Source organism: Pseudomonas sp. WS 5078 (assembly GCF_012985745.1).
GTDB lineage: Bacteria > Pseudomonadota > Gammaproteobacteria > Pseudomonadales > Pseudomonadaceae > Aquipseudomonas > Aquipseudomonas lundensis_A.
The window spans coordinates 107654-133688 of record NZ_JAAQWX010000004.1 but is presented as its reverse complement, the minus strand read 5'-3'; the positions used below and the strand labels follow the sequence as shown (position 1 = coordinate 133688).

The following is a 26035-nucleotide window of genomic DNA, read 5'->3' as shown; positions in this document are numbered from 1 at the left end:
GTTCCTCAACGGGAACAGGATGTGCAGACCATCAATGTAGGTACATTCCAACGTAATCATCAATGCCTCAGCCGACCCGTTTGGAAGGGCTGTGGTAGATATCAGCGAACATGTCGGCCATGGCCTCTTCGCTGGGTTCTTCCTGCATTTGCACACTCACCGCACGGCTCACCAACTGGTGACGACGCGGCAAATGGAGATCGTCCGGGATACGCGGACCGTCCGTGAGATAGGCCACTGGCAGCTCGTGGCTGATGGCCAGACTCAATACTTCACCAAGGCTCGCCGTTTCATCCAGTTTGGTCAGGATGCAACCGGCCAGCCCGCAACGTTTATAACTGTGGTACGCCGCCGCCAGCACTTGTTTCTGACTGGTGGTGGCCAATACCAGATAGTTTTTGGATTTAATGCCGCGCCCCGCCAGGCTTTCGAGCTGCAAGCGCAGCGCCGGGTCACTGGCTTGCAGGCCCGCGGTGTCCACCAGCACCACGCGCTTGCGCACCAGCGGCTCCAGGGTTTGCCCCAACGATTGGCCGGGCGCCACGTGCGTGACCGGCACATTGAGGATCCGGCCCAGGGTTTTAAGTTGCTCCTGCGCGCCGATCCGGTAGCTGTCCATGCTCACCAACGCGATGTTTTGCGCGCCGTACTTGAGTACATAACGCGCCGCCAGCTTGGCCAGCGTGGTGGTCTTGCCCATGCCGGCCGGGCCGACCATGGCGATCACACCACCGTCTTCGAGCGGCTCGACTTCAGGGGTCGCGATCATGCGGGCCAAATGCGCCAACAGCATGCGCCAGGCCTGACGCGGCTCGTCAATTTCGGTCACTTGCTCCAGCAAGTCACGGGCCAGCGGGCCCGACAAGCCAATGCGTTGCAAACGGCGCCACAAATTGGCTTGCGCCGGTTTGCTGCCTTGCAACTGATTCCAGGCCAACGAGCCCAACTGCACTTCCAGCAACTCGCGCAACCCATTGAGCTCAAAGCGCATGGTGTCGAAGGCGCGTTGATCCATGCTCGGCGCGGCCGGGGCTGCGGGACGCGGCGGCTCTTCGAAGGTCGGCTCAATCAGCGGCTCAGCAGCGGTCAGGGGCAGACCGGCAAACAACTGCCGACTGACATCCGACTCGCCCTCGGCACGCATGCTCAACTCGGCCTGGGCCGACACGATGCGCGACTGGGTCTTGCGCAGCTCTTCTTCAAGTTCGACATTCGGCACACGGGGCGCCAGCGCAGACAATTTGTAGTCCAGCGCAGCGGTCAACTCGACACCGCCGGCAATGCGGCGGTTACCAATAATGGCGGCATCAGCCCCCAGCTCATCACGAACCAGTTTCATGGCCTGACGCATATCGGCGGCGAAAAAACGCTTCACTTGCATAAACCAAACCTCAGCCGTTCGGGCCTACTGTCGCAACGATGGTGACTTGCTTGTTGTCAGGGATTTCCTGGTACGCCAGCACATGCAGGTTCGGCACGGCCAAACGGCCAAACCGCGACAGCATCGCGCGGACCGGGCCGGCCACCAGCAGGATCACCGGATTGCCTTGCATCTCTTGGCGTTGTGCGGCGTCGATCAACGAACGCTGCAGTTTTTCAGCCATGCTCGGCTCCAGCAGAACGCCCTCTTCCTGACCTTGCCCTGCCTTCTGCAGACTATTGAGCAATATTTGTTCCAACCTTGGCTCCAGCGTGATAACTGGCAGCTCAGACTCAACGCCTACAATGCTTTGGACGATGGCGCGGGACAAACCAACGCGCACGGCCGCGACCAAAGCGGCGGTATCTTGACTCTTGTGCGCATTGTTCGCGACAGCTTCGGCAATGCTACGAATGTCGCGCACCGGCACCTGTTCGGCCAACAGCGCCTGCAACACTTTGAGCAGCTGCGACAGGCTCAGCACACCCGGCACCAACTCTTCAGCCAGTTTAGGCGAGGCTTTGGCCAGCAACTGCATCAACTGCTGCACTTCTTCATGGCCAATCAGCTCATGAGAGTGCTTGTAGAGGATCTGGTTCAAATGCGTGGCCACCACGGTGCTAGCGTCCACCACGGTGTAGCCCAGCGATTGCGCCTGACTGCGCTGGCTGACTTCGATCCACACCGCTTCGAGCCCAAAGGCCGGGTCTTTGGCAGTAATGCCGTTCAACGTGCCGAACACCTGACCGGGGTTGATCGCGAGCTCGCGGTCGGGGTAGATCTCAGCCTCGGCCAGAATCACCCCCATCAGGGTCAAGCGGTAGGCGCTGGGCGCCAGGTCGAGGTTGTCGCGGATGTGCACGGTCGGCATCAAAAAGCCCAGATCCTGGGACAGCTTCTTGCGCACGCCCTTGATCCGCGCCAGCAATTGGCCACCCTGGTTGCGGTCCACCAGCGGGATCAAGCGGTAGCCCACTTCCAGACCGATCATGTCGATGGGGGTTACGTCATCCCAGCCCAGCTCTTTGGTGTCTTGCGCACGGGCAGGCGACGGCAGCAGTTCCTGTTGGCGCTGAACCTCTTGCAGCGCCTGAGCCTTGACCACGTTTTGCTTCTTCCACATCAAATACGCCACGCCACCGGAGACGGCGGCCAGGCTCAAGAACGCGAAGTGCGGCATGCCGGGCACGGCGCCCATCACGGCCATCAACCCGGCGGACACCGCCAGCGCCTTGGGCGAGGCGAACATCTGGCGGCTGATCTGCTTGCCCATCTCTTCGGAGCCCGACGCACGGGTCACCATGATCGCGGCGGCCGTGGACAGCAACAGCGAAGGCAGTTGCGCCACCAAACCGTCACCGATGGTCAACAGCGCATAGACCTTACCGGCCTCGCCAAACGACATGCCGTGCTGGAACATGCCGACGGCCATGCCACCGATCAAGTTGATGAACAGAATCAACAGACCGGCGATGGCGTCGCCGCGTACGAATTTGCTGGCACCGTCCATCGAGCCGTAAAACTCAGCCTCTTGCGCGACTTCCTGACGGCGGGCCTTGGCCTGGTTCTGATCGATCAAACCGGCGTTGAGGTCGGCGTCAATGGCCATTTGCTTACCGGGCATGGCATCGAGGGTAAAACGTGCGCTGACCTCCGAGATACGCCCGGCGCCCTTGGTGACCACCACGAAGTTGATGATCATCAAAATCGCGAACACCACGATACCGACCACGTAATTGCCGCCGATCACCACTTCACCGAAGGCCTGAATCACCTTACCGGCGGCGCCGTGCCCCTCTTGACCGTGGAGCATCACCACCCGGGTCGACGCCACGTTGAGCGCCAGGCGCATCAGTGTCGCCACCAGCAGAATGGTCGGGAATACCGCGAAATCCAGCGGACGCAAGGCGTACACACAAACCAGCAGCACCACAATCGACAGGGCAATGTTGAAGGTAAAGAACACATCCAGCAGGAATGCCGGAATAGGCAACATCATCATGGCCAGCATCACCAGCAACAACAACGGCACGCCCAACTGCCCCTGACCCAAACCGGTCAGACCGTTGCGTGCGGTGTTGATTAACTGAGAGCGATCCAATGACATTGCGGGAAACCTTTAGCAAACTTTTGACGCCATGTGCGCCGTGGAGCCTGCCTTTGCAAGAACCCTTCCAACTTTGGCAAATGGCCACATCAGAATGAAAAAGCCCTGAATTCCAGCGCCCGCGCTTGCTCCCTGATCCACTGACGACCGGTGCAGGCACCGGGCGTGCGCGGGTGAAATAGCCGCTCACCCGCGCATGGGCCTGGGGTGGGCCGTTACGCCGGCCTGAGCCGCCACCCCAGCACATCCAGCAGGTCACACCCATCGCGCAGCAATAGCATGGCCGTGGTGGCCAGGTGCTTGAGATCCACCGCGTCTGCGTTTTCCACATCGCGAGCGGCGAAGGTTTCCATCAACTGCGTGACGGCCAATACGCGTGCAGCGGCGTTGGCATGAAGCACGTCCAGCGGAGCATTGCGGTCAATCAGTAAGGTGGGGATGGTGCAATCGATGGCAGTCAGCGGGATATAGGGAGCGTTCGGCATGAGGAAAGTCCAATGGTTAGATGCATAAGCCACCTTTCGTCGCCAAACAAAGGGGTGGCAGCTGTGCGCGGGTTGGCGAACCGGTTAACCATAAAAACCCGGCAGACTCGAAAGTCTCCCACGCACAACCGCCATAAAGTCCTACAGGGCACGGATTGTACGCGCAAAGACTCATGACGCTTCTGCATCTACGGTTAAGTTCCGAGTCGCCAAACCCGGTCGCCATGTGGGCGAGCGCGGACTATAAGCGCCTGCGCAGAGGCGCGGCAAGCAGCAAACCTGTCTGAAGGGGCTGATAATGCTGCGGGCCGACGCGACCGCATGCACACGCCAGACACCCGACCCCGCACACTCACGCAGGGTTCAATTCCAGCGCCACTCCCCCAAATCAATGACCAGGCACGCACTGCTGCTGGCCCCGAACACCACATCAATCTTGCGGTTGGGCTGATAGCGCTCCGACCCGCGCCCGCCAATCAGAATATCCCCGCAGCGCCCGTCCCGCGTGTGCGGCCGATCCTTCCACACCGGCACACTGTCGAGCTTCAACGGGCGCACCAGGTTGCACAGGATAAAACTGCGTGCACAGATCCCATTGATCCCTTCCGAACTCAATGACTTGCGCAAAAATCGCAAAATCGTTTCGCGCTCTTTCTCGCACCGCTCCAGCACGGCGGCGTAATACGCCTCGTGGCCACAACCCTGCGGCACGGTCGGCAGCGAAATCACCGCCAGCAGGTTGGCGCCCTCGGTGCTGAACCCCACCACATGTTGATCGAGCGCCTGATCCAGCCAAAAAATCGCAAACGTGCCCTCCAGCGCGGGGAACGCCGGAAACAACCCCTCCAGCTCGGCCATGGCCAAACCGTGGGCATCACTCAACGCATAGGTTTTGACAGACGCATCAGGAATCAGGGTTAACTCAATAGGCATCGCGCATCTCCATTGCCGGTCAACAAACGCCAGGGCGCGCTCTATCCCTAGTTAAGCAGGTTTGGGCAAACCGACTACTGGCAACATTGACAGGGTGACCACCTGATAGAACTGCCAGTACCCGTGACGCCTGCTCGCGCTCATCATCAAGCATTCCTCCACGCGCGCGAGAGCTTCCATGAAAAAAGCACTGCTGTGCCACTATGACTACGACCCGCTTGATCGGCTGGCGGGCTTGCTACCCCACCCCCAGGCGCCACGCCAACGCTTTTATCGGCAAAACAGGCTCGCCACGGACATCCAGGGCGACGTGCGGCACACCATCCTGCAGCACGGCGACCAGTTGCTTGCGCAACAGCGCAGTGATTCAACATCAACCGCCAGCACCCTGCTCGCCACCGACACGCAGCACTCCGTGCTGCATACGGTGGGCAGTTCAGAACAACGGGCAATGGCTTATTCACCCTATGGTCACCATCCAACAGCAGGCGCCAATGAGCATCTATTGGCATTTAACGGTGAATGCGCAGACCCTGTGACCGGGCATTATTTATTGGGCAACGGGTATCGGGCGTTTAATCCCGTGTTGATGCGCTTTAACAGCCCCGACAGTTGGAGTCCGTTTGGTAAGGGCGGGATCAATTGCTACAGCTACTGCTTGAATAATCCGATCAACTATCGAGACCCGTCAGGGCACTTTATTGCCTCCGGGAATACCCTCTTGGCTGTCCAGGGTATTTCTTCATCGATGGGAGGCATAGCCCTTGCTCTCAGTAGCCCTGCCCGCACAAGCGGCCCAGCGCTGGCCGCTTATTTTAGCGGGGCGCTTGGGGTGCTGTGTGGCGGCGTTGCAGCCAGATTGCCGGGAACACGACTTGGCGCAATCATGGCTGGCACCAGCGCGACGCTCGGTGCTATCTCCATGACGACGGGTGCACGTGCGAGCCGCCAAGGTTTTCGTGGGCTGTCAAGTCGGGCCTCACTCAGCTCACTGGACGAAATGGAAGGGGCCTTAAATGATTCAAGCAGATTTATACCTAACCGCAATTTCGAACCTTCTCCGCCCTATCTACCCCCCCGCCCTGGCTTTCAATTTTCGTCCCAACACAGTCGACAATCATCGCTTCCTACGTTTGAGAGTTTGCCGCTTGAAATACAGCGCGGGCCTCGTGGCAAAGTCCCTGAGTACACCCCCATCAGCCAGGCACAGGAAGTGACAACACCTCGAAAAGTGACAGTCAGAATAAATAACTTACCTGAAGTCCATAGATACACGGAAGTTGCGGAGACCGGCGCGAGGATTAGAGAGACTCAACTCTAGACCCGCAGAAAAACACGTCACTCATCGCGCCGTAAATCCGGCGGGATGGGCAGGTCGTTGAGCGGATCAGGCCGCTTGCCCTTGCCCGCCTGATGCTGGCGGATCTGGTAGACGTACGCCAGCACTTGGGCCACGGCCAGGTACAAGCCGGCGGGGATTTCCTGGTCCAGCTCGGTGGAGTAGTAGATCGAACGCGCCAGCGCCGGGGACTCGAGCAGCAGAATGTCGTGCTTGGCGCCGATTTCACGGATTTTTAGCGCCAGAAAGTCGCTGCCTTTGGCCAATAGCATCGGCGCAGCGCCTTTCTCGGGGTCGTATTTGAGGGCAACGGCGAAGTGGGTCGGGTTGGTGATGATCACATCCGCATCCGGGATGGCGCTCATCATGCGCCGCTGGCTCATCTCGCGCTGGGTCTGGCGGATCCGTTGTTTGACTTCCGGGCGCCCTTCCTGGTCCTTGTGTTCGTCGCGCACTTCCTGCTTGGTCATGAGCAATTTTTTGTGGCTTTCCCACAGCTGCACGGGCACGTCCACGGCGGCAATCAGGATTAACCCGCAGGCCATCCACAACGCACTCCACGCCACCACTTGCAGGCTGTGGATCACCGCCAGTTCCAGCGGTTCATGGGCGATGCGCTGCAAGTCGTCGATGTCGGCCTTAAGCACCAACAAGGCCACGATCAGAATGATGAAGAATTTGGCCAGCGCTTTGAGCAGTTCAACCAGCGCCTTGGCCGAGAACATGCGCTTGATCCCCGCTGCGGGGTTCATACGGCTGAATTTGGGCGCCAGGCTGCCCGCCGCGAATAACCAGCCCCCCAGCGCAATCGGCCCCACCAGCGCGGCAATCAGCAGGGTGATAAGCACAGGTTGCAGCGCAATCAGCGCGATCTTGCCCGAATGCAGCAGGAAGGCGCCCATGGAATCCGGGTTGAGCAACACTTCGCGGCTGATGCTGAAGTTGTAGCGCATGATTTCCATCATGTCCTGCGCCAGCGCGCCACCAAAGATGATCAGGCCGATTGAACCGGCGAGCATGATGGCCAGCGTATTCAGCTCTTTGGAGCGTGCGATTTCGCCCTTTTCCCTGGAGTCCTTTTTTCGTTTCTCCGTGGGGTCTTCTGTTTTGTCGGCGCCACTCTCGCTTTCGGCCATGGCTATTTCGCCTGTGCCAGATCACGTAAGAACTGCAAGGCCTCGCTGGCCAGCGGTTGATACTGATTGAGAATGTCCGCCAGGCTGATCCACAGGATCACCATGCCCAGCACCAGCGTCAGCGGAAAGCCGATGGCGAAGATGTTCAACTGCGGTGCCGCCCGGGTCATGACGCCAAAGGCAATGTTGACCACCAGCAGCGCGGTAATCGCCGGCAGCACCAGCATCAGGGCGGCGCCCAACACCCAGCCCAGTTTGCCGACCACTTCCCAAAAATGCAGGGTCAATAAACCGCCACCGACCGGCAACGTGGTAAAGCTTTCGGTGAGCACTTCGAACACCACCAAATGCCCGTTCATGGACAGGAACAGCAACGTCACCAGCATGGTGAAAAACTGCCCGATCACCGCCACATTGACCCCGTTGGCCGGGTCGACCATGGACGCAAAGCCCATGCCCATCTGGATGGCGACGATCTGCCCGGCCACCACGAACGCCTGAAAAAACAGCTGCAACGAAAAACCCATTAACGCGCCGATGATGATTTGCTCGGCAATCAGCATCAGCCCGCTCAGGTCCAGCGGGTTGACGGTGGGCAACGGCGGCAGGCTGGGCATGATGGCCAACGTAATGGCAAGCGACAAAAACAGCTTGATGCGCTTGGGCACCAGCGTCGTGCCAATGATCGGCATGGTGGTCAACAGCGCGCCAACCCGGAACAGCGGCAGCATAAAGCTGGCGACCCAGGTACTGATCTGCGCGTCCGTCAGGGCCAGCAGCGACATTTAGCCGATCAACTGCGGAATGCTGCCGTACAACGACAGGATGTATTCCATAAACGTCTGTACCAGCCACGGCCCGGCCACGATCAGGGTCACGAGCATAACCAGCAAGCGCGGCAGGAAGCTCAGGGTCTGTTCGTTGATTTGCGTAGCGGCCTGAAACATGGCGACCATCAGGCCCACCAGCAAGCTGGGCACCACCAGCACCGCCACCATGATGGTGGTGAGCCACAACGCGCTGCGAAACAGGTCAACCGCGACTTCTGGGGTCATTGCGCCTTACTCCCGGACATGGCGTTACACACCGCCAAAACTGCTGGCCAGCGTGCCGATAATCAGCGCCCAGCCATCCACCAGTACAAACAGCATGATTTTGAACGGCAACGAAATAATCAGCGGCGACAGCATCATCATGCCCATGGCCATCAGCACACTGGCCACCACCAGGTCGATGATCAGGAACGGAATGAAGATCATGAAGCCGATCTGGAACGCGGTTTTCAGTTCCGAGGTAACAAATGCAGGCACCAGGATGGTCAGCGGTGCGGCATCCGGGGTGGCGATGTCGGTCCGCTTGGACAGGCGCATGAACAGCTCAAGGTCGCTGGTGCGGGTCTGCGCCAGCATGAAGTCCTTGATCGGGCCTTCGGCCTTGAGAATCGCGTCCTGCGCCGAAAGCTTTTCAGCAAGGTACGGCTGCAAGGCGTTTTCGTTAATTTTGTCGAACACCGGCGCCATGATGAACAGGGTCAGAAACAACGCCATGCCGGTCAGGATCTGGTTGGACGGGGTTTGTTGCAGCCCCAACGCCTGACGCAGGATGGAAAACACAATGATGATCCGCGTGAAACTGGTCATCAGCATGACGAACGCCGGGATAAAGCTCAGCGCCGTCATGATCAGCAGGATTTGCAGGCTGACCGAATACTCTTGCTGGCCGTCGGCACCCGTGCCCAACGTGATGGCCGGGATCGACAACGGATCGGCACCGAACGCCAACGGCGCGGCCAGCGCCAACAACAGCGCAACGACTAAACGCATTACGGCTTGTCCTTCTGATTGCCCATCAGTTCCATCAGGCGCTTGGCAAATTCCGGCGTGGCGGGTTGCGGGGTGGGCGGCAACGTCACCGGCTCCTTGAGCACATGCAATGGCGTGATGCGACCGGGCGTCAGGCCCAGCAGGATCTGCTCATTGCCCACCTGCACCAGCACCAGGCGATCACGTGCACCCAGCGCACGCGAACTGATGAGTTCAATCACCTGCCCCTGGCGCGGCCCGGCGTGCTGAACCCGACGCAACAGCCAGGCCAGGCCGAAAATCAGGCCTAGCACCAGCAGCAGGCCCAGCACCAGCTGGGTCAATTGACCGCCAATGCCGCTACCGACCACTGGCGCAGCCGCCGCAGTCGCAGTCGCAGTGGCCAGCGGCTCGGCCGCCAGCACGCTGAACGGTAACGCCAGTAAACCGCCGAGTAGCCGCTTCACTTAGCGCAGCTTCTTGATGCGTTCGCTTGGGCTGATCACGTCCGTGAGGCGAATGCCGAACTTTTCGTTCACCACCACCACTTCGCCGTGCGCAATCAGCGTGCCATTGACCAGCACGTCCAGCGGCTCACCCGCCAGACGGTCCAGCTCGATCACCGACCCCTGGTTGAGTTGCAGCAAGTTACGGATGTTGATGTCGGTACTGCCCACTTCCATGGAGATTGACACCGGAATGTCCAGAATCACGTCCAGGTTGGGGCCGTCCAGCGTAACCGGCTCATTGTTGCGCGGCACGCTGCCGAATTCTTCCATGGGCACGCGGTTGGACGACGGGGCCTTGGCCGCATCGGCCGCCAGCAACGCGTCAATGTCGTGTTGGCCCACATCGCCGGTTTCTTCCAGCGCAGCCGCCCATTCATCGGCCAGAGCCTGATCTTCGGCGGAAGTCATTTCGTGTTCGTCAGCCATCATTTGTCCTCGGCGGGCAGTCAATCAGTTACAGAGCGAATTCTTGAAACCGGCGCTTAGCGCCGGTCGATGGGTTCAACCACTTGCAGGGCGAGATTGCCCTTGTGCGAACCCAGTTTGACCTTGAACGACGGCACGCCATTGGCACGCATGACCAGTTCGTCCTGCAGCTCGATGGGGATCACGTCGCCGGGCTGCATGTGCAGAATGTCCCGCAGACGCAACTGACGACGGGCCACCGTGGCGCTGAGGGGCACACTGACGTCGAGCACGTCTTCACGCAGCGCCTTGCTCCAGCGCTCGTCCTGATCGTCGAGGTCGGACTGGAAACCGGCGTCGAGCATCTCGCGCACCGGTTCGATCATCGAGTACGGCATGGTCACGTGCAGATCGCCGCCACCGCCGTCCAGCTCGATGTGGAAGGTGGAGACCACAATCGCCTCGCTCGGGCCGACGATGTTGGCCATGGCCGGGTTCACTTCCGAGTTGATGTACTCGAAATTGACTTCCATGATCGCCTGCCAGGCTTCTTTCAAGTCGATGAAGGCCTGCTCCAGCACCATGCGCACCACGCGCAACTCGGTCGGCGTGAACTCACGGCCTTCGATCTTGGCGTGACGTCCGTCACCGCCGAAGAAGTTGTCCACCAGCTTGAACACCAACTTGGCATCCAGGATGAACAGCGCCGTGCCGCGCAGCGGCTTGATCTTGACCAGGTTCAAGCTGGTCGGCACGTACAGCGAATGCACGTACTCACCGAACTTCATCACCTGCACCCCGCCCACTGCCACGTCGGCAGAGCGACGCAGCATGTTGAACATGCTGATGCGGGTATAGCGCGCGAAACGCTCGTTGATCATTTCGAGGGTCGGCATGCGCCCGCGAACGATACGGTCCTGACTGGTCAGGTCGTAACTTTTGACGCTGCCGGGTTCGGCAGCCATTTCGGTCTGTACCAGACCGTCATCGACGCCATGCAACAGCGCATCGATCTCATCCTGGGACAGCAGGTCTTGCACGGCCATGTCGTGATCCTACTGCAATACGAAGTTAGTAAAGAGCACCTGATCGATCACCACTTTGCCGAGCTCTTTTTGCGCAACGGCCTGCACACTGGCAGTGGCTTTCTGACGCAACATTTCCTGACCCACCGGCGTGGCGATGCTGTCGAAGGTTTCCCCGGAAAACAGCATCACAAGGTTGTTGCGGATCATGGGCATGTGCACCTTGAGCGCGTCCAGGTCGGCCTGGTTACGGGCTTGCAGGGTCATGCTCACTTGCATATAGCGCTGGCGACCATTGGCGTTGTAGTTGAGCACGAACGCAGGCGCCATCGGCTCGTAGATCGCCGCGACTTTAACGTTCGGGTCGACCACTGCTTCAGGCGTGCTCTGGGCGCTGTGCATGAAATACCAGGTAGCGCCTACCGACAGACCAATCGCCAGCAGCAACGCCACGACGATCAGGATAATCAGCTTGAGTTTGCCTTTCTGGGCGGGGTCTTTCACTGCGTCGCTCTTCGCCATGCCAATAATCCGTCACTATTCGGTTTTCACAGGTGCATGGCTAGGCAAGAGCAAGTGTTATGCCAGAAGTGAGGGTCGGACGGGCATTGTTTAGCTTCAGCGGTGCTGGAGGGCGATAACGCGGCGATAACCGCGCTGTGGGCGACAGCGACGACCGCGTTTACCTGTCGCCATCGCTCAAGGCTGCGAACCTGGTTATCAGGCGTAATAATCCACCGCACTGGAGCCCAGAATCACACTGGGCGCAGCCGCTTCAACGCCCGCCACGGACAGCTCGTCCTGCTCAACGCCGTCCGCTCGCCCACCGTTGGCAGTGCCGTTGGCGCGGTTCTGGCCCTGCTGCTCCTGACCTGGTCCCTGCCAATTACGCGATTGATCCGACACGTTAACGTCAACTTGGCCCATGCCCTGTTGGGCAAACATCTCACGCAAACGGTGCATTTGCCCCTCCAGCGCCTCACGCACGCCCGCGTGACAGCTCATGAAGTTGACCTGCGCCGGCTGGTCGGCGGCAATGTTGACGCGAATGTCCAGTCGCCCAAGCTCGGCGGGCTCCAGTTGAATGTCAGCCGATTTGAGGTTGGCGCTGGACAGGTACATCACCCGGTTGACCACTTCTTCAGACCAGCCGTTCTGGTGCATGGCCAAGGGCTGGTTGACCGGCAAGGCATTGGCCGTTTTAGGCACCGCCGCTTGGGTCAATGCCGCCAGCCGATTGGCGAAGTCATCGACACGGGTGTCGCTGGAAGCGCTTTTCAGGTCTTTGAGGCCATCGTCCACCAACCCCTTGAAGGCTTTTTCGCCGCCCTCGCCCGAGGTGTGTGAATCGGTCTTCGGCTCGATCAGCATGGCAGTGCCGCTGGCCTGCCCCTGGGTTTGGGCAGTCGGGACGGTGTTCTCGGCGGGAGCGCTTTTGGCGGGTGCCTGACTGCTGGCGGACACGTGCCCGCCCTGCTCCATGGCCAGGCGCACAGCAGGCAGGTCGTCGAGGGGATCAGCCTCGGGGTCGAAATTGTCATCGGCCACCGGTTGAGGCTGAACCGCAGCCGCCGCAGTGGCGGCCGCTGCCAGTTGCGACGCATCGGCTGGTGGCTGTTGCGGCACTGTTTCAACCGGCATGTCTACCACCGGCGGCGTAACGGGCAACGTCGGCGCGACCGGCGTCAGTGCTGAGGGATCGGTCGATGCCGCGTCGTCGACCGGTTTCGCCACGCTGTCGTCCTGATCAGCAGCGGCGTTGTCCGTGCGCTTGCCGCCAGGCAAGGGTTTGCCGCTATCGGCAACGTTCGCAGGTTTTACGCCATCTTTGTCAGTGCGCAGGTCTGGCTTGGCAGGCGCGTGCGCAGGGTTGTCCCGGGTCGGTTTTGCCACTTTATCGGCTGCATTGAAGGCCGTGCCTTGCGACGCCTTGGCGTACACCTTCGAGAAGGGCTGAGCCCCGTTTTTATTGGGCTCAACGGCAGTCTGGGACGCATTGCCCGCCGCGGCTTTGGACGCAGCGGCGGCAGGTGTCTGAAGAAGCGGGTTGGCGGCAAGCGGCATGTCAGGTCTCCACTGTACGGGCTGGCGTAGGTACAGGTGAGAGATTCAGAGCAAGGTTCGGGCCAGCTTTGCCAGCATCAGTGGGAAACCACGTGCACAGCCCCGCAGCGCTTGCGTTCGGCGCAATACAGCCGGCGCACGGTTTGATATTCATGGTCGATTTTCAGCACCAGCTCTTCGATGCCGACCAAAGGCATTTTTTGCACCCGGGCTTCAAGTTCGCCGCACAACCGCGCCAAACGAGTGGCACCCATGTTGCAGCTGCTACCTTTGAAGCTGTGGGCAACCCCCATCAGCTCTGTAGGACCGCGCGCCAGATGCAAGTGTTGCAGACGTTCGTCCGAGTCAGCGATAAAGGTGTCCAGCAGGTCGGCAAACCCACCCTCCATCACGTCGCGTAACGCGTTCACTACGGCTGGGTCCATATGTAAGTCAGACACTTGTTCACTCCTTGATCAAGAATGGGCGGATTATGCCAGAGCCTCCCACGAAAACTCCACGTACGCGCTGCGACCATCGTCTGACCAACGCGCCGCGGGGCACAATTGACGCACCAGACTCACGCCGCGCCCTGAAAGGCGCCCTTTGTCCAGTGGACGCGCCAATACCTTGCTGACATCGAATCCTTTTCCGCTGTCTTCAACCTGTATCACTAAACGTCCACCATTGAGCATAGGCTCAACCCGCAGATGCAGCCGGACAAATCCTTCCTTGAGCGCTTCCAGCCGCGCTTCCCGGCTCAGGTAATACTGCGCGAACCCGGCGGCGTTGCGCTTGATTCGAGAGTCAAGGCCCAAAACGCCATGCTCCAGGGCATTGGCGTACAGTTCGGCCAGAACCGCATGGATCACTGCCCCCTGCACACGCAGCCCATGGACCTCCATCAGCAACTGCAGCAGGTAGGGCAACGGGTTGAACTGTTGCAGGGATTGGGCCCTAAACTCAAAGCTGGCCGACCAGTCCAGCGGGCTGCAACGTCCGCTGTCGGCATAGAGAATCGGCGGTATGTTCCAGGGTTGCGGCAGTTGCGACGTGATGTGCACCAGGCTCACGTCATCGCGCTTGTGCCCCTGAAAATCGCGCAGCGCCTGTACCACCTCATCGATCAACCGCGCCGGGTCCTGATTACGGGCAAACACGCGCTCCAGCCCTTGCACGCCAAACAGTTGATCATCAGGCCCCGGGGTGTCGATAACGCCGTCCGAGAGTAAAAACAGCTGGTCGCCCGGCGCCATGGGCAGCACATCGGTGGCGTCATCAAAGGCGTCGGACGTGAGCACGCCCAGCGGCAAATGCCGGGAGGGCAACGGGGTGCGTTCGCCGGTCGCCCGGACCTGCAGATAACCGTCCGGCATGCCGCCATTCCAGAGTTCGACAATGCGCCGCTGGGCACTCACGCAGGCCAGTGTGGCGCAGCAGAACATGTCCACGGGCAGGATGCGTTTGAGCTTGGCATTCATCTCGCGCAGGATTTCCGCCAGGCCATAGCCTTTGGCCGTCATGCTGTAGAACACCTCCGCCAGCGGCATGGCGCCGATTGCGGCAGGCAACCCGTGGCCAGTGAAGTCGCCCAGCAACACGTGGATATCGCCGGTCGGGGTGTAGGCTGCAAGTAATAAATCGCCGTTGAACAAGGCATACGGCGACTGCAAATACTGAATGTTCGGTGCCTTTAAACAGCCAGAGTGCGCCACCCGATCAAACACCGCCTTGGCCACCCGCTGTTCGTTGAGCAGGTATGTGTTGTGCCGAGCGATCAGGTTGCGTTGCTGCAACACGGTGTCCTGCAAACGCCGCATACGGTCCATGACGATGATTTTGGCGGCCAGCACCTGCGGGTTATAAGGCTTGATCAGCACATCGTCGCCCCCCGCTTCCAGCGCCCGGGTCAACGCGTCGGTGTGCTCAAGCGAGGTCAGGAAAATGATCGGTACCAGCGTCTCACCCGCTAGCGCCTTAATCTGCCTGGTGGCTTCAAAGCCGTCCATGACCGGCATCAGCGCGTCCATCAGCACCATTTGCGGGCGCTGCTCGGCAAACAGCGTCACGGCTTCGGCGCCATTGGCTGCCAGCAGCACGCGATGCCCCTGTTTGCCGACAATGCGCGAAAGCAGCAACCGGTCGACCGCACTGTCTTCTGCGATCAGCAGGGTGAGCGGCTGGAGATCAGATTCTGGCCCTTTCAACTGATATCAAACAGCTTGCCAAAGTTGGAGATGGCGAAAATTTTGCGCACGTCAGGATTGCAATTGACGATACGCACATCCGACTCATCGCCCCCCGCATGGTCACGCAACAGCAACAGCATGCCCAGCGCGGAACTGTCGACGTAAGTCGTGTCTTTGAGGTCAACCACGTACTGATCAGGCGTGTGCTCCAGCCGTTCGTAGGCATCCCTGAAATCATGATGCCTGCCGAAATCAAAACGACCCTTGATCGCTAACGTCAGTTTTTTACCATCCGGAGTGAGTTCAGCTGTCACAGCCATGCGCACGCATCCTTATCTGAGGTCAAGTGCCCAGAACTATAGACGTCGATGACAATTTCACATCCCCTGACGGGAATCCGGCGGGCTTAAAGCGTGTCGCGGCGCGGCAGGCGCTGGGACAGTTCGTCCATCAGCTTTTGTTCGCGCTTGTCTTCCAGCTGCCGCGCTTCGTCGGCGTAGCGCTGCACCAGTTTGCGCAAACCTTCGACCCGCGCGTAGGCCTGCTGCCAGGTTTCGCGGGCTTTATTGAGGTTGTTTTCGTGCCAGACCAAACTCTGGCGCTGCTGGGAAACGGCGGTTTCAAGCTGGTTGAGAAAGTATTGGTAACTGCGCAGCCATTGGCCCGAAACACCCTGACTGCCACGGTCGACCCATTGCGACTGGTATTCGGCGCGGAAGTTTTCCAGGTCGCCCAACTTGCTGTTGGCCAGGTTCACCTGCCCCTGAAAATGACCGAGGCGCTGCGCCGCGGCTTTTTCAGCGCTTTCGGCCATGTCCACCACTGGCGCCAGACGCGCCGCTCTTCCACCGCCGGCCATAGGGGATTAGCCGCCCGGCGCCGGGGCAAAAATGGTCCCCAGATGGCCACTGCTTTCGCCCAGGCTGATGTTGTCGTTCAACCCCTGGCGCAGGTACGCCACCATCGCCGGTTGCAGGGCAATCGCGGTATCGGTTTCGCGATCACCGCCCGGCACGTAGGCGCCAACGCTGATCAAGTCCCGCGCCTGCTGGAAGCGCGACCACAGCTGCTTGAATTGCTGCGCACGGCGCATGTGTTCTTCACTGACCACCGAAGGCATGACCCGGCTGATGGACGCCTCGATATCGATGGCCGGGTAATGGCCCTCTTCGGCCAGCCGCCGGGACAATACGATGTGGCCGTCGAGCACACCCCGCGCCGAGTCGGCAATCGGGTCTTGCTGGTCATCCCCCTCGGACAGCACCGTATAGAACGCAGTGATCGACCCGCCGCCCGCTTCGGCGTTACCCGCCCGTTCCACCAGTTTTGGAAGTTTGGCGAACACCGAAGGCGGATAGCCCTTGGTCGCGGGCGGCTCGCCGATCGCCAAGGCGATTTCCCGTTGCGCCTGGGCGAAACGGGTCAGCGAATCCATCAGTAAGAGGACGTTTTTACCTTTGTCGCGAAAGTATTCGGCAATCCGCGTGCAATACATGGCGGCGCGCATCCGCATCAAGGGCGCGTCATCCGCCGGGGATGCAACCACCACCGAGCGCTTGAGGCCTTCTTCACCGAGGATGTGCTCAATGAACTCCTTTACTTCGCGGCCCCGCTCCCCGATCAGCCCCACCACCACGATGTCGGCCTCGGTAAAGCGGGTCATCATGCCCAGCAGCACACTCTTGCCCACGCCCGTACCGGCGAACAGGCCCAGGCGCTGGCCACGGCCGACCGTCAATAAACCGTTGATGCTGCGGATGCCCACGTCCAGCGGCACGCTGATCGGGTTGCGTTTGAGCGGGTTGATGGTGGGGCCGTCCATTGGCACCCAGTCTTCGGCTTTCATCCCGCCTTTGCCGTCCAGCGCCCGCCCGGCGCCATCCAGCACGCGGCCGAGCATGCTCATGCCCATGGGCAAACGCCCGGTGTCTGCCAGTGGCACCACCCGGGCACCCGGCGCAATGCCCGCAACGCTGCCCACCGGCATAAGGAAAATTTTGCTGCCCGAGAAGCCCATCACTTCGGCTTCGACTTCCACCGGATGAAAGCTGTCGTCGTTGATGACCAGGCAACGACTGCCCATGGCGGCGCGCAAGCCTTCGGCCTCAAGGGTCAGGCCGACCATGCGCAGCAAGCGGCCTTCGACAATCGGCTGGCCGGGCAAGGTGATGGCCGGCGAATACGTGCTCAGGCGCTTGGCAAAACTGGTGCGTTTAAGGTGCATCAGGCGCGTCCAGGTCGACGTCAATGTCCGGCGCAGACGGGTGCAGCGCCTGTTCGTGCAATTGATCAAACAACTGGCTCATGGCCAGCTTGATACGGGTTTCGATGCTGGCATCGATCCGGCTGTGTTCAGTTTCGACGCGGCAACCGCCCGGCTGCAAGGTGTCGTCTTCGAGGATCCGCCACGCGGCGTCATGCCGCTCGCGCAGTGCTTTGACCAGGTCAAAATCCTGCGGGTTGATGAACAGGCGAATGTTGTCAGCCCCCATTGGCAACAATTTGAGGCTTTCGCGCAGGACCTGCTCAATCTGGCTGGAGTCGGTTTTCAGCTCGCGCTGGATCACCAGACGCGTCATGTGCTCGACCAGCCCCACCATGGCCTTTTCAAGTTGCACGTCCTGCTCGGCCAGCGGCGCAAACAGGCTGGCCATCAGACGCTCAAGGCTTGAAACCTTGGCGTTCAAAGCCACTTCGGCTTCCTGGCGGACCTTGAGCTGCGTGCTGTGAAACCCTTCTTTCTCGCCCGTGGCGAAGCCCTCGTTGTAGGCCTCCTGACGGATGCTTTCGAGCTCTTCGAGGGTCAGTGGCTGGACTTCATCCAGCGGCACTTCTTCGCTCTCGACCGGCAGTTCTTCGACCGGTTCGGGCTCGGGTTCCGGCGCTTCGCGAAACGGGTCAAAGCTGGGCAATGACCACACGTCAAAACCGCCGACATCGCGGGCGCGAATCACATCACTGGGCGATTCACCCTTGGCATTGCTCACTTAAATCATCTCTTCGCCGCCCTTCCCGCCGAGAACGATTTCTCCGGCTTCGGCCATACGGCGGGCAATGGTGAGGATTTCTTTCTGCGCCGTTTCGACGTCGCTGACACGCACCGGGCCTTTGGCTTCGAGGTCGTCGCGCAGCAGTTCGGACGCACGCTTGGACATGTTCTTGAAGATTTTTTCCTGAACGTTGTCGTCCGAGCCTTTGAGCGCCAGTACCAGCACGTCCGAGGACACTTCGCGCAACAGCGCCTGAATGCCACGGTCGTCGACATCGGCCAGGTTGTTGAACACGAACATGAGGTCTTCGATCTGACCGGACAGGTCTTCGTCGATTTCGCGAATCGAGTCCATCAGCTGACCTTCGGTCGAGCTGTCGAGGAAGTTCATGATGTCGGCCGCACGCTTGATCCCGCCCAAGGTGGTACGGGCGGCATTGGAGTTGCCGGAGAATTGCTTCTCGAGAATCTGGTTCAGCTCTTTAAGGGCGGCAGGCTGCACGGTATTGAGGGACGAGACGCGCAGGATGATGTCCAGCCGCGCCTTGTGGTCAAAGTGGCCAAGCACTTCGCCTGCCTGGTCGGGGTCGAGGTACGCCACCACAATGGCCTGGATTTGCGGGTGCTCGAAGCGGATGACGTCTGCCACTGCGCGCGGCTCCATCCATTTCAGGCTGTCCAGGCCACTGGTGTTGCCCCCCAACAGGATGCGGTCGATCAGGCCATTGGCCTTGTCTTCGCCCAGTGCCGAGGTCAGCATTTTACGGATGTAGCTGTCAGAGCCAACGCCAAGGCTGGTCTGGTCGCCGACAATCTCGACGAACTCGCTCATCACCTGCTCAACCTGCTCACGGTGCACGTTGCGCATTTGCGCCATCGCCACACCCACGCGCTGGACTTCTTTAGGCCCCATGTGCCGCAGCACCTGGGCCGCGTCAGTTTCACCCAGGGACAGCAGCAGGATCGCGGCTTTGTCGACCCGGGTCAGCTTGAGGTTGGTGGCGGCTCGGTTGTCACTCATCAGCGTTGATCCACTCTTTCACGACCTGAGCCACGCGGCCCGGGTCTTCTGCTACCAGACTTTTGATTGCGTTCAACTGAGCGTCATACCCTTCGCTCGGGCTAGGCAACAGAATACTTTGTGGGCCACCCAGGCTGACGCGGTCGTTGGCCAACTCGCCATCCAGACCGCCAATGCCACCCAGACCGCCCAGCTCGGCATCACTGCCAAGCGCCATTTGTTTGTTGCGGCCGTGACCGGTGATGTTGTTGAGCACCGGGCGCAGCACGCCGAACACCAGCACCAGAATGAACAGCACGCCCAACACTTGCTTGACGACGTCCCAGAACCAGGGCTGCGAGTAGAACGGGATGTCGGCAATCACTTCGCCACGCTCGGCGGAGAACGGCACGTTGATCACGCTCACGCTGTCGCCACGGCTGGCATCAAAGCCCACGGCGTCTTGCACCAGACGCGTGAAACGCGCCAGTTGATCGGTGTTCCACGGCTCACGGGTGACGTCGCCGGTGGCCGGGTCAACTTTGACCTGATCGTCCACCACCACCGCGACCGACAGGCGATTGACTCGACCCTGCTGCTGCTTGGTGTGGCTGATGGAGCGATCCAGCTCAAAGTTTTTGGTCGATTGCGAACGCTTGTCGGCCGGGTATGGCGCCAGCATCGGCTGGCCCGTGGCCGGGTCCATGATTTGCTGACCGTTGGCGTCCAGCAGCGGCTGCCCCGGCTGCACCATGCCTGCGGCGGCGGTTGCCTGACCGGTTTGTTGCGGCGCCGAAGCAGGCGCTGGCGGCTGGTTGCTCAATGCGCCCGGCACACCTTGCGGGCCATTGCTGGCGGTGCGTTGTTCATTGGTGGACTGCTCGCTGCGCAACGCCGGTTGGTCCGGGTTGAACTGCTCGGACGTCGACTCGACGGCGCTGAAATCAACGTCGGCAGACACTTCCGCCTTGTAGCGGTCATTGCCCAATACCGGTTGCAGGATGTTGTGCACGCGCTGTGTGAGCATGCTTTCCATGCGGCGGCTGTAGTCGAACTGCTTGCCAGCCATGGTCAGTTCGGAGTTTTCCGCCTGATCCGACAGCAAGTTGCCCTTCTGGTCGACAACGGTGATTTGCGACTTGGTCAACTCCGGGACACTGGTGGCCACCAGATTGATAATCGCCAGCACCTGACCTGGCTCCAGCGAGCGGCCCGAGTACAGCTCAACCAGTACCGAGGCGCTGGGCTTGCGTTCGTCGCGTACAAACACCGAGCTTTTCGGAATGGCCAGGTGCACGCGGGCACCCTTGACGTTGTTCAGGCTGGAAATGGTGCGCGCCAGCTCGCCTTCAAGGCCACGGCGATAACGCGTCGCTTCCATGAACTGGCTGGTGCCCAGGCCCTGATCCTTGTCCAGAATCTCGAAGCCGATGTTGCTGTCCGTCGGTGACACACCCGCAGCTGCCAGCTTCAGGCGGGCACGGGCGACGTCATCGGCCTTGACCAGCAAGGCGCCGGAGTTGGGCTCGACGGTGTAGGGGATGTCGGCGGTGGCCAGGGTCTCCATGACCTGTTTGGCATCCATACCGGCCAGGCTGCCGTACAGCGGCCGGTAATCGGGCTGTTGCGACCACAGCACCACGGCAAAACCAATCGCCACGCTCGCCGCCAGGCCGACCATCAGGCCGACCTGACGCAGCATGGTCATCTCGGAAAGGTTTTCCAGAAAAGACAGCCCGAACAGCGGCGGCTTGCTTTCTGTAGAGCCCGCTTTAGCCGGGACGTTATCAGCGACTGCTTCTGCCATGACCTAATATCGTCCTTAAACCGGCATCTGCATGATGTCTTGGTACGCCTGAACCAGCTTGTTGCGTACTTGGGTCAATGCCTGAAAAGAAACACTGGCTTTCTGCGATGCAATCATCACGTCAGTCAGGTCAACACCGCTCTTGCCGATTTCAAACGCATTCGACAACTGGGTCGATGCCTGCTGGGTTTCGCTGACCTTGTTGATCGCGTTGCCGAGCATGTCGGAGAAGCTGGGCGCCCCCATTTCAGCCGGCGCTTGCACAGCCGATTTAGGCTGAGCCATGGCGTCCATTTGCATGGCCCGCATGTCCAACATCATTCGATTAAATTCAATACCTTGGCTCATGGACTACTGTCTCCGACGGCCCGCAATTTTTTGACACTCACACAGCATCTACTGAGGTGTTAGCAACAAGGGTGCCAGTTATTTATTGATCTGGAACAAATAGCGTTACAAATGGTCGCAGACGGATGAGTGGCGCCCGAGCCGCTGCCGTGACAAGCGTCAGCTATTAAGGGGTGGCGAACAGGTACGCTTCGACATCCATGCCCGCATCGCGCATTTGCGCCAACTTGTAGCGCAAAGTGCGCGGACTGATCCCCAAACGCTCGGCGGCCTCTTTGCGGCGACCGCGTTCGGCGCGCAAGGTGTCAATAATCATCTGAAACTCGCGGCGACGCAGGTCATCGCCCAACGCGCCCGCCGACTCTAGCGGCTCCACGCCCAAGGCTTCGACAGGCGCCGACAATCTGGCGCCACCGGCAGCTGACAACGGCGCACAAGCCACAGGCCCCGACAGACAAAAATCCGCCGCCTCGATCAGCCCGCTCTGCTGCAGGATCAATGCGCGCTGAATAGCGTTGTCCAGTTCACGCACATTCCCCGGCCAGCCATAGTGGGTCAGGCACGCCTGCGCGTCAGGCGAAAAACGCACGGCGGTGTGCTTCATTTTGCTGATGTGCTTGGCCAACAACCGCTCAGCCAGCGGCAGAATGTCGGCAGTGCGCTCGCGCAGCGGGCGCCAAGCCAGTGGAAACACTGAAAGCCGGTAGTACAAATCTTCACGAAACCGCCCCGCCGCCACTTCGCCCGCCAGATCGCGGTTAGTGGTAGCCACGACGCGAATATCCAGCGCAATTGGCTTGCGCCCGCCCACCCGCTCGACCTCACGCTCCTGCAGCACCCGCAACAGCTTGGCCTGCAAGCCCAAGGGCATTTCGGAAATTTCGTCCAACAGCAGGGTGCCACCGTCCGCTTGTTCAAACTTGCCCGCCTGGGCCGCAATCGCACCGGTGAAAGAGCCCTTTTCGTGGCCGAACAACGTCGCTTCCAGCATGTTGTCCGGAATCGCCGCACAGTTGATTGCGACAAAGGGCTGATCCACCCGACGGGAATGCTGATGAATGTAACGCGCCAACACTTCTTTGCCGGTACCGGATTCACCCGAGATCAGCACCGTGGAATCGCTGCGCGCCACGCGGGCAGCCAATTCCAGCAACTGCACGCTGGCCGGCTCGATGGCTACCGGGCCTTGGGCTTCGGCCGCGCCCAAACTGCCCAGCGCATGGCGCGCCACCAGGTCCAGCAATGCCTTGGGCTCGAACGGCTTGACCAGATAATCCGCTGCGCCTTGGCGCATGGCGTCCACCGCCCGTTCAACCGCGCCATGGGCGGTCATCAACAACACCGGCAATTGGGGTTGCTGCGCCCGTAGCAGGCCGAGCAATTCATGACCGTCCATGCCCGGCATGTTGACGTCGCTAACCACCAGACTGAAGGCTTCGCGCGAAACGGCTTGTAGCGCTTCTTCGGCAGAACCCACCGCCTTAAAGCCATGACCGGCCAGCAGCAAGGTGTCTGACAACGCTTCACGCAAGGCCCGATCGTCTTCCACCAGCAGCACGTTGATGCGCATCACCATCAGTTCGCCTCCCCAGCGCCAGTGATCAGCGGCAAGCTGAGCAGCGCACAGGTGCCACGCCCCAGGCGCGAATGCAGTTGCAACTCGCCGTGATGCGCGCGCACCACGGCCTTGACCACGGCCAGCCCCAGACCGGTGCCCGTGGCTTTGGTGGTGAAAAACGGCTCCCCCAAACGGCTCAGTACGCGAGGTTCGATACCGCTGCCGCTGTCACTCACGCAAAGGCGCAGGGTGTTATGGCGGGCGTACACATGCACCTTGAGTCGCACCTGCGCGGTGCCCGCCTGGAGCGCATTTTCAATCAGGTTCAGCAGCGCACCGACCAACGTGTCGCGATTGCAAAGCACTTCGCCATCATGGATGTCGCACTGCCAGCGCATTGCAACGCCTTCCACATGGGGCTGCGCGGCGGCTTGCAGGGACTGCATCAGCGCCTTGGGTGTGACGCGATCTGTCAGGGGCAATTCACCGCGGGCGAACACCAGCATGTCCCGGACCTGATGCTCCAATTCATGCAGACGCTCTTTAAGGCGCCCGGCGAAGCGTTGCTGGGTCTCGACCGGCAGCTGTTGCTCAGTCAAATGGCTGGCGTAGATCAACGCCGCCGACAACGGGGTGCGGATCTGATGCGCCAGCGATGCGACCATGCGGCCCAACGAGGACAGGCGCTCATGGCGCGCCAATTGGTCTTGCAGGCGACGGGTTTCTGTCAGGTCGTTGAGCAAGACCAGTTGACCCGGCTCGGCATCCAGCGAGCGGGTGGAAATCGACAAGCGCCGACCGTCAATCAGGGAGATTTCGTGACCATCGTCTTCGCGAGGCGCAAAGCAGCGTGCGATGACATGCCGCCAGAGTTCGCCTTCCAGCGGCAGCCCCAGCAGTTCACAGGCAGCCGGGTTGGCTTCGCGCACACGGCCACGGTCGTCGATCACGATAACGCCGCCCGGCAGCAGGTCCAACAGGTGTTGCAGGCGATTGGCCAGCCGCTCCTTTTCCGCCAGCTCGGCCATGCGCTGGGCGCTGACCACAGCCAACTCGCCCTTGAGCTCGGTCACCCGGGCTTCCAGCAAGCTGTAGGAATCGGTTAGTTGAGTCGACATCTGACTGAACAGCGAGAACGCCTGCTCGAGCCCTTCCCGACTGGCCTGCTCAACTGCGTTCAAGGGCTGAGCGGCGAGAGACATGGCTTGCCCTGCGAGATCAGGGACGGAGGACTGCTGGGCGGACTGAGGCATGGGACTTTCTCGCGTGGCTGACCGTCATTAAACGGTTCGTTAGCAGAGACTTAGCAATACCCGTGCCTAAAAAAAAGGACTTAAAAATCAGCAGGTTAAAAAACAGGCGTCAATCATCCGCCTGTTCTTCGCCTTCACGACGGCTCATGCCGTACTTGCGCATCTTTTCCACCAGGGTGGTGCGACGGATTCGCAGACGCTCAGCGGCACGGGCCACGATGCCATTGGCGTCGTCCAGCGCTTGCTGAATCAGCCCTTGCTCAAGGCCGCCGAGGTAGTCCTTAAGGTCCAGCCCTTCTGGCGGCAGCATGGCGGTGGCCGTGAAATCCGGTGTGGCATTGTTGATGGCCACGCGCTCTTCCATGTCGCTGCGCAGGCTGTCGACCAGTTGCTCGTCTTCATCATCCACGTAGCGAAATTTCTTGGGTAACTCAGCGACACCGATCACCCCGTACGGGTGCATGATCGCCATGCGCTCCACCAGGTTGGCCAGTTCACGCACGTTCCCCGGCCAGCCGTGGCGGCATAAAGACATGATGGCGGCTGAATTGAAGCGGATAGACCCGCGCTTTTCGTGCTCCATGCGCGAGATCAACTCGTTCATCAGCAACGGAATGTCTTCAACGCGTTCGCGCAAGGGGGCCATTTCAATCGGGAACACGTTCAGGCGGTAGTACAAGTCTTCGCGGAAGGCGCCGACTTCAATCATGCTTTCGAGGTTTTTGTGGGTCGCCGCAATGATGCGCACGTCGGCACACTGGGTCTTGTTGCTGCCCACGCGCTCAAACGTGCGTTCCTGCAACACACGCAGCAGTTTGACCTGCATCGGCAGGGGCATGTCGCCGATCTCGTCCAGGAACAGCGTGCCGCCATTGGCCAGCTCAAAACGCCCGGCGCGGCTGGTGATGGCGCCGGTGAATGCGCCCTTCTCGTGGCCGAACAGTTCGCTTTCGAGCAGCTCAGCGGGAATCGCCCCGCAGTTGACTGGCACAAACGGCGCGTCACGGCGCTTGGAATGGTAATGCAGGTTACGCGCAACCACTTCCTTGCCGGTGCCGGACTCACCAAGGATCAGGACGCTGGCGTCGGTGTCGGCCACTTGCTGCATCATCTGCCGCACGTGCTGAATTGCACGACTGGTGCCGACGAGGCTGCGGAATAAATTGGGTTCACGGTGCCGACCGCGCTCGCGGGCCTGGTCATACATCTCGCGATAGACCTGGGCACGGTGCAGCGAATCGAGCAATTTACTGTAGCTGGGGGGCATTTCGAGGCTGGACAACACACGGCGGCGCTGGTCTTCGGGCAAGTCAACCGAAGAAATTTCACCCAAAAGCAAAATTGGAAGGAACTCATCCCACGTAGCGAGTGTCTTAAGCAAGCTCGCAGTCCCGCCTGCAATACTCACGTTGCCTACAAGCACGCAGAGCACTTCACGGCTGGACGCCAGGGAACCGACAGCCTGCTGCCAATCGTTACTCGCGGCAGTTAAATTTTCTTCACCCAGAAAATTTAAAATCACCGCCAGGTCGCGGCGACGGACGCTATCGTCATCGATTAGCAGAATCTTGGTTTCACGCCACATGCAATAGCAACTTCCCTAGTCAACTCAATGCCCTGATTGAGGGGCAAGGTAGACGCCTTGACCCGTTTGGATATTTAAGACGACTGAAATCAGAAAACAGCA

General features: G+C 60.3%; 26 protein-coding genes. 1 reads left to right on the top strand and 25 read right to left on the bottom strand.

The genetic code is table 11. The annotated features are described in order from the left end of the window. Nucleotides 1-67: 67 nt before the first annotated feature. The 4 genes from flhF to HBN68_RS07760 all read right to left on the bottom strand — a co-directional run bounded on the left by flhF (nt 68) and on the right by HBN68_RS07760 (nt 4945). Entirely contained in the window at nt 68-1381 is a 1314-nt protein-coding gene (gene flhF, locus HBN68_RS07775; protein ID WP_169963503.1) for a flagellar biosynthesis protein FlhF, read from the bottom strand. Nucleotides 1382-1391: 10 nt separating this feature from the next. Beyond that, nucleotides 1392-3521: a flagellar biosynthesis protein FlhA gene (gene flhA, locus HBN68_RS07770; protein ID WP_094992387.1), complete on the bottom strand. Its 2130-nt coding sequence runs from the start codon at nt 3519-3521 to the stop codon at nt 1392-1394. A 221-nt stretch (nt 3522-3742) separates the two neighbouring features. Then, nucleotides 3743-4012, bottom strand: coding sequence for a short-chain dehydrogenase (locus tag HBN68_RS07765; protein WP_169963505.1), 270 nt, complete (start codon nt 4010-4012; stop codon nt 3743-3745). 363 nt (nt 4013-4375) lie between these two features. Continuing rightward, nucleotides 4376-4945 (bottom strand): hypothetical protein, encoded by a 570-nt coding sequence (locus tag HBN68_RS07760; RefSeq protein WP_094992272.1) that lies wholly within the window; start codon nt 4943-4945, stop codon nt 4376-4378. A gap of 178 nt (nt 4946-5123) precedes the next feature. On the opposite strand from HBN68_RS07760, the gene HBN68_RS07755 reads away from it, so the two are divergent. Continuing rightward, nucleotides 5124-6266 (top strand): RHS repeat-associated core domain-containing protein, encoded by a 1143-nt coding sequence (locus HBN68_RS07755; RefSeq protein WP_169963507.1) that lies wholly within the window; start codon nt 5124-5126, stop codon nt 6264-6266. A gap of 17 nt (nt 6267-6283) precedes the next feature. Here HBN68_RS07755 and flhB read toward each other — a convergent pair whose 3' ends face one another. The 21 genes from flhB to HBN68_RS07650 form a co-directional block, all read right to left on the bottom strand. Then, nucleotides 6284-7420 carry a flagellar biosynthesis protein FlhB gene (flhB, locus tag HBN68_RS07750; RefSeq protein WP_094992274.1) on the bottom strand — a complete coding sequence of 379 codons (1137 nt, stop codon included), beginning with the start codon at nt 7418-7420 and terminating at the stop codon, nt 6284-6286. Nucleotides 7421-7422: 2 nt separating this feature from the next. After that, nucleotides 7423-8205, bottom strand: a complete 783-nt coding sequence (gene fliR / locus HBN68_RS07745; RefSeq protein WP_094992275.1) for a flagellar biosynthetic protein FliR — start codon at nt 8203-8205, stop codon at nt 7423-7425. Continuing rightward, nucleotides 8206-8475 (bottom strand): flagellar biosynthesis protein FliQ, encoded by a 270-nt coding sequence (fliQ, locus tag HBN68_RS07740; RefSeq protein ID WP_094992276.1) that lies wholly within the window; start codon nt 8473-8475, stop codon nt 8206-8208. It abuts the gene before it with no gap. Nucleotides 8476-8499: 24 nt separating this feature from the next. Next, nucleotides 8500-9243 carry a flagellar type III secretion system pore protein FliP gene (gene fliP / locus HBN68_RS07735; RefSeq protein WP_094992277.1) on the bottom strand — a complete coding sequence of 248 codons (744 nt, stop codon included), beginning with the start codon at nt 9241-9243 and terminating at the stop codon, nt 8500-8502. Next, nucleotides 9243-9689, bottom strand: a complete 447-nt coding sequence (gene fliO, locus HBN68_RS07730) for a flagellar biosynthetic protein FliO (protein WP_169963509.1) — start codon at nt 9687-9689, stop codon at nt 9243-9245. Before fliO ends, fliP begins: the two co-directional genes overlap by 1 nt. Further along, nucleotides 9690-10157, bottom strand: a complete 468-nt coding sequence (gene fliN, locus HBN68_RS07725; RefSeq protein WP_094992279.1) for a flagellar motor switch protein FliN — start codon at nt 10155-10157, stop codon at nt 9690-9692. It abuts the gene before it with no gap. 56 nt (nt 10158-10213) lie between these two features. After that, entirely contained in the window at nt 10214-11182 is a 969-nt protein-coding gene (gene fliM, locus HBN68_RS07720) for a flagellar motor switch protein FliM (protein WP_047275940.1), read from the bottom strand. 9 nt (nt 11183-11191) lie between these two features. Next, on the bottom strand, nt 11192-11683 hold the full coding sequence (gene fliL, locus HBN68_RS07715) for a flagellar basal body-associated protein FliL (protein ID WP_094992280.1): 492 nt from the start codon (nt 11681-11683) through the stop codon (nt 11192-11194). A 198-nt stretch (nt 11684-11881) separates the two neighbouring features. Then, nucleotides 11882-13225: a flagellar hook-length control protein FliK gene (locus HBN68_RS07710; RefSeq protein ID WP_169963511.1), complete on the bottom strand. Its 1344-nt coding sequence runs from the start codon at nt 13223-13225 to the stop codon at nt 11882-11884. A 77-nt stretch (nt 13226-13302) separates the two neighbouring features. Then, nucleotides 13303-13665, bottom strand: a complete 363-nt coding sequence (locus HBN68_RS07705) for an Hpt domain-containing protein (protein ID WP_169963513.1) — start codon at nt 13663-13665, stop codon at nt 13303-13305. Nucleotides 13666-13695: 30 nt separating this feature from the next. Beyond that, nucleotides 13696-15411 carry a fused response regulator/phosphatase gene (locus tag HBN68_RS07700; protein ID WP_094992283.1) on the bottom strand — a complete coding sequence of 572 codons (1716 nt, stop codon included), beginning with the start codon at nt 15409-15411 and terminating at the stop codon, nt 13696-13698. After that, nucleotides 15408-15713, bottom strand: coding sequence for an STAS domain-containing protein (locus HBN68_RS07695; RefSeq protein WP_169963515.1), 306 nt, complete (start codon nt 15711-15713; stop codon nt 15408-15410). The genes HBN68_RS07700 and HBN68_RS07695 overlap by 4 nt, the downstream gene beginning before the upstream one ends. Nucleotides 15714-15799: 86 nt before the next feature. Further along, nucleotides 15800-16252, bottom strand: a complete 453-nt coding sequence (gene fliJ, locus HBN68_RS07690; protein WP_169963518.1) for a flagellar export protein FliJ — start codon at nt 16250-16252, stop codon at nt 15800-15802. A 6-nt stretch (nt 16253-16258) separates the two neighbouring features. Next, the gene (fliI, locus tag HBN68_RS07685; RefSeq protein WP_094992286.1) at nt 16259-17617 is read right to left on the bottom strand and encodes a flagellar protein export ATPase FliI; all 1359 of its coding nucleotides are present in this window, start codon (nt 17615-17617) and stop codon (nt 16259-16261) included. Then, entirely contained in the window at nt 17607-18380 is a 774-nt protein-coding gene (gene fliH, locus HBN68_RS07680; protein WP_169963520.1) for a flagellar assembly protein FliH, read from the bottom strand. The genes fliI and fliH overlap by 11 nt, the downstream gene beginning before the upstream one ends. Beyond that, nucleotides 18381-19403 (bottom strand): flagellar motor switch protein FliG, encoded by a 1023-nt coding sequence (gene fliG, locus HBN68_RS07675; RefSeq protein ID WP_047275955.1) that lies wholly within the window; start codon nt 19401-19403, stop codon nt 18381-18383. It lies immediately after the preceding gene. Then, entirely contained in the window at nt 19396-21189 is a 1794-nt protein-coding gene (gene fliF / locus HBN68_RS07670) for a flagellar basal-body MS-ring/collar protein FliF (RefSeq protein ID WP_169963522.1), read from the bottom strand. The genes fliG and fliF overlap by 8 nt, the downstream gene beginning before the upstream one ends. Before the next feature lie 15 nt (nt 21190-21204). After that, nucleotides 21205-21537, bottom strand: a complete 333-nt coding sequence (gene fliE / locus HBN68_RS07665) for a flagellar hook-basal body complex protein FliE (protein ID WP_094992289.1) — start codon at nt 21535-21537, stop codon at nt 21205-21207. A gap of 166 nt (nt 21538-21703) precedes the next feature. Further along, nucleotides 21704-23107, bottom strand: coding sequence for a sigma-54 dependent transcriptional regulator (locus HBN68_RS07660; RefSeq protein WP_094992388.1), 1404 nt, complete (start codon nt 23105-23107; stop codon nt 21704-21706). A gap of 5 nt (nt 23108-23112) precedes the next feature. Then, nucleotides 23113-24297, bottom strand: a complete 1185-nt coding sequence (locus HBN68_RS07655; protein ID WP_169963524.1) for an ATP-binding protein — start codon at nt 24295-24297, stop codon at nt 23113-23115. Nucleotides 24298-24457: 160 nt separating this feature from the next. Further along, nucleotides 24458-25933 carry a sigma-54 dependent transcriptional regulator gene (locus HBN68_RS07650; RefSeq protein ID WP_094992291.1) on the bottom strand — a complete coding sequence of 492 codons (1476 nt, stop codon included), beginning with the start codon at nt 25931-25933 and terminating at the stop codon, nt 24458-24460. Between the last annotated feature and the right edge of the window lie 102 nt (nt 25934-26035).